This window comes from Chromohalobacter sp. 296-RDG, from assembly GCF_029889885.1.
Classification (GTDB): domain Bacteria; phylum Pseudomonadota; class Gammaproteobacteria; order Pseudomonadales; family Halomonadaceae; genus Chromohalobacter.
In genome coordinates this window covers 1-5,830 of record NZ_JARANY010000094.1, presented here as the reverse complement: position 1 = coordinate 5,830, position 5,830 = coordinate 1, and the positions used below count along the sequence as shown (strand labels likewise).

Below are 5,830 nucleotides of genomic sequence, written 5' to 3'. Positions count from 1 at the left end.
CTCGGTACCTGCCAGATGATAGGCGCCCCAAGCATCGGCGCCACAACCTTGCTGCTGCATCATGCCGATCAACGCCATGGCCACCGCATCGACCGAGGTCGGGCACAGGATCATGTCTTCCGCGGCGCGTACTTCGTCACCCGCCAACAGCGTGTCGAGTAACTCAGGTAACCAGGCATGCGCGCCGCCGAGCGCGAACAGCGGCCCCAGCCGTACGATGAGATGTCTCGGCAGACACTCACGCACCCGGTCGCCAGTGGCAATCAAGCGTTTTAGACTGTCATCGCGTGGCGCCGGGATGACATGCTCGTCGAGCGGCCCGTCACCACCTTCCTCATAGAGCTCATCGGACACGCACCAAATCAACGGCACGTCGTATTCCCGACACAGCGCGAGATTGGCGTCGACCGCCTCGACATGGGCCATGACCTCGGCGGGCGCCAGACGTGACGGCGCCGATAACGGTGGCACCACCAGCGCATCGGGTCGGGCTTCTGCCAATGCCTCCGCCGAGACTTGCGTCTCCTCGACGATGGTCAGTTGGGTGTCGCGACGTCGATTGGCCTCACGCGCCAGCGCCAGACTCAAGCAATGTCCCGCATTCGCCAGCAACAGCTTCACGGCCTCTCCTTTCGCATGCTCGTCTCCTCGATTCGTCGTCCACCTCGTCGACAGGGGTACATATTCGCCCATCGACGTATTGCCTGTCATCCTCATTGCCGCCGACGCACTAGTTTATACCACCGTCAGACTCGCCAGCGTAGGCAAACGAAATCGTAACCGCTCATCAACTTTCCCATCATCGAAAGATGCTGTTGCCTGAATCATGAGGCCAGATGGCATCGTCACACCACCTCGATCACTTCACCCTCAAGGCATACGCAGGTATGCATCTACACGGCAGCCTGACTCGGCATGACCGTTGTCATCCTCGTAACGAACAGTGACCAACATCAAAGCAATGCGACACTTTAACAGCCGTTTCATGGATACGTTTCAGAATCAGAGCCTGCGTCGACATTTTTTCCCGAGGCGGCGCTCAACGAGACCCGCTAAATACTCATCGACAATCACGACCGGATCGGTGCTGGGGTCGCCCCAATACCATACCGGGCACACCACGCGAAACGCCAAGCCGGATGGCGTGGCGTTTCGGTAAGCAGTACGCCGTCTCAGGCGACGTGTGCCAACGACTCGGAAGGCCCGAAGCATTCATGATGGCGTCGTTCAGCCTCAATCCCGAGCGTCTCCCGCTACGCGAAGCCGCCAAGGCGCTGCGCGCCATGCTTGGCGCATCATAAAAAAGCCCCGTTATACGGGGCTTTACAAGCTTATATCGACTTATGACGTCGACAACGCTAGAACGGGATCTCGTCGTCAAAGTCATCGAAGTTGCCGGGGTTGGGAGCACCGTAATTGCCTTGCTGGCCACCCTGCTGGGGCGGCTGTTGCTGAGGTGCCTGCTGCTGCGGGGAGGGGCCACCTTGCGGTTGGCCGTAGCCACCGCCCTGCTGCGCCGCAGCGCCTTGGCCCATGCCTTGCTGAGGCGCATTCTGCTGAGGCTGAGCGTAGTCACCACCACCCTGACCGCTGCGCGAATCGAGCATCTGCATGTCGTTGGCGACGATCTCGGTGGAATACCGATCCTGCCCGTCCTGACCCTGCCATTTGCGCGTCTGCAGGCGGCCCTCGACATAGATACGCGAGCCTTTCTTCACGTACTGCTGGGCGATTTCCGCCAGCTTGTTAAACATCACCACCGTATGCCATTCGGTACGCTCCTGGCGCTGACCGCTCTGACGGTCGGTCCAGGTGTCGGTGGTCGCGATGCGTAGATTGCACACCGGATTACCGGAAGGTAAAAAACGGACTTCTGGATCCTGACCGAGATTGCCGATCAGGATGACCTTGTTCACGCCGCGCGCCATGTAAGTCTCCTTGAAAATAGTCCCGCGCCCGTTATCAGGCGCTCTTGTGATCTCGCTCGGACCCCAGGACGCGTTCCAGCGCCTCGGTGTCCAGCCGCTGACGGTCAACCTTGAGATAGGCGACACGCTCGTCAGGCACCACCATGACATCCTCGACGCCGGCCACGGCGGCGAATCGCTCCATCAGTGTATCCATCGTACCCATCGAGCGCTCGTTCAGGGCGACGATCTCGCTTGAGAGATGGCGGGGAGCCGGCATCTTCCAGACAATCACCAACCATACCGCACCCAGCAACGCCGCGCCCAGGAAGACCGCGTCCAGGCCGAAGTGCTGAGATAGGAAGCCCCCGGCCGTTCCGCCCAGGAAGGCGCCCACAAACTGGCTGGTGGAGTACACGCCCATCGCCGTGCCCTTGGCACCCGCCGGGGCCAGTTTACTGATCATCGACGGCAGCGTGGCCTCCAACAAGTTGAAGGCCACGAAGAATCCCCAGAGCAGCGAGAACAGCGCCCAACGCCCATCGGAAAACTCTACCAGACCGGCCAGACAGAGCGTCAGCCACGCCACGGCACCGATGAAGATCGGTTTCATCTTGCGGTACTTTTCGGCCACGATTACCAGCGGCACCATGGCCACGAAGGCCAATGCCATGATCGGCAGATACACCCAGCCGTGATGCGCCGGCGCAATCCCCAAGGCTTCCAAGCGAAAGGGCACGGCCACGAAGCAGGCGGTCAGGATGGCGTGCAGAGCGAAGATCGAGAAATCTAGACGCAACAGATCACGCCGCGCCAGCATCGCGCGGAGTTGAGTGCGGTCGAGCCCTACATCGCGATGCGATACCAAACGTGGTGACCGCGGCACCAGTCGCCACAGCACCAGCAGCCCCACCACCGCGAGTGCGGCCGTGAACCAGAACACGCCGGCCAAACCGAAAGGGTCAGCGACCAAGGGACCCACGACCATCGCCACGCCAAACGCGATACCGATCGACAGCCCGATGGTCGCCATCGCCGCCGTACGCACCTCTTCGCGGGTCTGGTCGGCCAGCAGCGCCATGATCGCGCCCGCGACCGCGCCGCTGCCTTGCAGGCAACGCCCGACGATCACCCAGCCGATCGAGGTCGCCTGGGCGGCGACAACACTGCCCAGCAGAAACAACAAGAGCCCGATGCTGATGATGAGCTTGCGGCCGAACCGATCCGACAGCAGCCCGAAGGGAATTTGTAGAATCGCCTGTGTCAGGCCATAACCGCCCAGCGCCATTCCCACCAGTAAGGGGGTCGCGCCATCCAGATCCCCGGCATATAGCGCCAGGACCGGCAATACCATGAAAAGCCCGAGCATGCGCGTCGCATATAGGCTGGCGAGGCCGAAAATGGCACGCCGCTCGGTGTGAAGCAATGATGAAGACATGATTGAGTCGCGTCGTTGAAGAGAAGAAACGTTCGATACCGAAACCGGCCCATGAGGCCTTACTGCAGGGGCCGTGACGAACCAACACTTGGGCGTCTCGCACGCGCGCAGACGCCTACTAAGCACATTTTACCGACTGCCGGCCTGTCAAGGAAAGGACGCGCTTTGCCCGGACTCCACTGCACCCTCTATAATCGATCCTTTGACCGCGCCACCGCCACGGCGCAACCGGCACGAGGTGGGCATGGACAGAATTCTGGTCAGGGGTGCACGCACCCACAATTTGCAGAACATCGACGTCGAACTACCGCGTAACAAGTTGATCGTCATTACCGGCTTGTCCGGTTCCGGCAAGTCCTCGTTGGCCTTCGATACTCTCTACGCAGAGGGGCAGCGTCGCTATGTGGAGTCTCTCTCCACCTACGCTCGCCAATTCCTGTCGATGATGGAAAAGCCCGATGTCGACCACATCGAGGGGCTTTCGCCGGCGATCTCCATCGAGCAGAAATCGACGTCCCACAATCCGCGCTCGACGGTCGGCACGATCACCGAGATTCACGACTATCTGCGCCTACTCTATGCCCGCGCAGGGACGCCACGCTGTCCCGAGCACGATATCGACCTCGAGGCGCAGACCGTCTCGCAGATGGTCGATCAGGTTCTGACACTCTCCGAAGGCAGCAAGTTAATGCTGCTGGCACCGGTCATCAGTGGCCGCAAGGGCGAGCACCAGCAACTGTTGGCCGAGCTACGTGCCCAAGGCTACGTCCGCGCCATGGTCGACGGTCAGGCGGTGGAACTCGACGAACTGGGCCCGCTCGACAAGAACAAGAAACACGACATCAGTGTGGTGGTGGATCGCATCAAAGTACGCGATGGACTCGCCCTGCGCCTGGCCGAGTCGTTCGAAACCGCGCTCGCCCTGTCCGATGGCATCGCCATCATTCACGACATGGATGGCACACGCGACGACATCGTCTTTTCGGCACGCTTCGCCTGTCCGGTGTGCGGCTACTCCATCGCGGAACTCGAGCCGCGCATGTTTTCGTTCAACAACCCCGCTGGGGCCTGCCCAACCTGCGACGGCCTCGGGGTACGCCAGTACTTCGATCCGTACAAGCTGATCAGCCATCCCGAGCTGTCGCTAGCCGAAGGCGCCATCAAGGGCTGGGATCGGCGTAGCGTTTATTACTTCAACCAGTTGCAGGCGGTCGCCCAGCATTATCGTTTCGCGCTGGAAACGCCCTGGCAGGACCTCGCCCGGCACGAACGTGACGTGGTGTTGCACGGCAGCGGACAGGACCAGATCGCCTTCAGCTACGTCAACGATCGGGGCCGCAAGGTCACGCGCGAACATGCCTTCGAGGGCGTGCTCCCCAACATGGAGCGGCGTTACCGCGAAACCGAGTCGAGCATGGTGCGAGAAGATCTTGCCAAGCACCTGGCCGTGCGGTCCTGCCCATCCTGCCAAGGGACCCGACTGCGCAAGGAAGCCCGCCATGTTTATATTGACGGCCGCCCCCTCCCTGAAGTTTCGCAACTACCCATCGGCGAGGCTTGGCATTATTTCGTGGCGTTGGAATTGCCGGGCCGCAAGGGTGAAATCGCCGCCAAGATTCTCCACGAGATACACTCTCGCTTGCAGTTCCTGGTCAACGTGGGGCTCGACTACCTGACCCTCGAACGCAGCGCCGACACGCTCTCCGGTGGCGAGGCTCAGCGCATTCGCCTGGCCAGCCAGATCGGCGCGGGCTTGGTCGGCGTCATGTACATCCTCGATGAACCCTCGATCGGCCTGCATCAACGCGACAACGACCGGCTACTTCAGACACTCGAGCGTCTGCGCGACCTCGGCAATACGGTCATCGTCGTCGAACACGACGAGGAAGCGATACGCGCGGCGGACCATGTCCTCGATATCGGCCCCGGTGCCGGTGTGCATGGCGGCCGTATCGTCGCCCAGGGGACCCCCGAGCAGATCACCCAATGCGACGCCTCGCTGACCGGCCAGTACCTGTCGGATCAACGGCGTATCGAGATACCGCCGTATCGTATCCCCGGCAATCCAGAGAAAATGCTGCACCTCAACGGTGCCAACGGCAACAACCTGCAGGACGTCACGCTCGACCTGCCCCTGGGACTGTTCGTGTGCGTGACCGGCGTGTCCGGCTCGGGCAAGTCGACACTGATCAATTCGACGCTGATGCCGGTCGCCACACGCGAGCTCAACCGCGCCACGAGCCTTACGCCCGCGCCCTACCAACGCATCAAAGGGCTGGAGTTGCTCGACAAGGTCATCGACATCGATCAGAGCCCGATCGGGCGGACGCCGCGTTCCAACCCGGCCACCTATACCGGCATTTTCACACCGATTCGAGAGCTCTTCGCGGGCACCCAGGAGGCACGCTCACGTGGCTACAAGCCCGGGCGATTTAGTTTCAACGTCAAGGGCGGACGCTGCGAAGCCTGTCAGGGCGAAGGGCTA

At 61.4% G+C, this 5,830-nt stretch carries 5 protein-coding genes; 2 read left to right on the top strand and 3 right to left on the bottom strand.

All coding sequences use genetic code 11. The features are described from left to right. On the bottom strand, nt 1-621 hold a 621-nt coding region (locus tag OP495_RS16145; RefSeq protein WP_280570725.1), incomplete at its 3' end, for a sugar nucleotide-binding protein. A gap of 518 nt (nt 622-1,139) precedes the next feature. On the opposite strand from OP495_RS16145, the gene OP495_RS16140 reads away from it, so the two are divergent. Beyond that, nucleotides 1,140-1,301 (top strand): hypothetical protein, encoded by a 162-nt coding sequence (locus tag OP495_RS16140; RefSeq protein ID WP_280570723.1) that lies wholly within the window; start codon nt 1,140-1,142, stop codon nt 1,299-1,301. 57 nt (nt 1,302-1,358) lie between these two features. Here the strand turns inward: OP495_RS16140 and ssb are convergent, their stop codons facing one another. Together ssb and OP495_RS16130 are read right to left on the bottom strand one after the other, a co-directional pair. Further along, on the bottom strand, nt 1,359-1,928 hold the full coding sequence (gene ssb / locus OP495_RS16135) for a single-stranded DNA-binding protein (protein ID WP_280570722.1): 570 nt from the start codon (nt 1,926-1,928) through the stop codon (nt 1,359-1,361). A gap of 34 nt (nt 1,929-1,962) precedes the next feature. Further along, nucleotides 1,963-3,345, bottom strand: a complete 1,383-nt coding sequence (locus OP495_RS16130; RefSeq protein WP_280570721.1) for an MFS transporter — start codon at nt 3,343-3,345, stop codon at nt 1,963-1,965. Between the two features lie 244 nt (nt 3,346-3,589). Here OP495_RS16130 and uvrA point away from each other — a divergent pair. Next, nucleotides 3,590-5,830: excinuclease ABC subunit UvrA (uvrA, locus tag OP495_RS16125; protein ID WP_280570720.1), on the top strand; the 2,241-nt coding region annotated here is incomplete at its 3' end.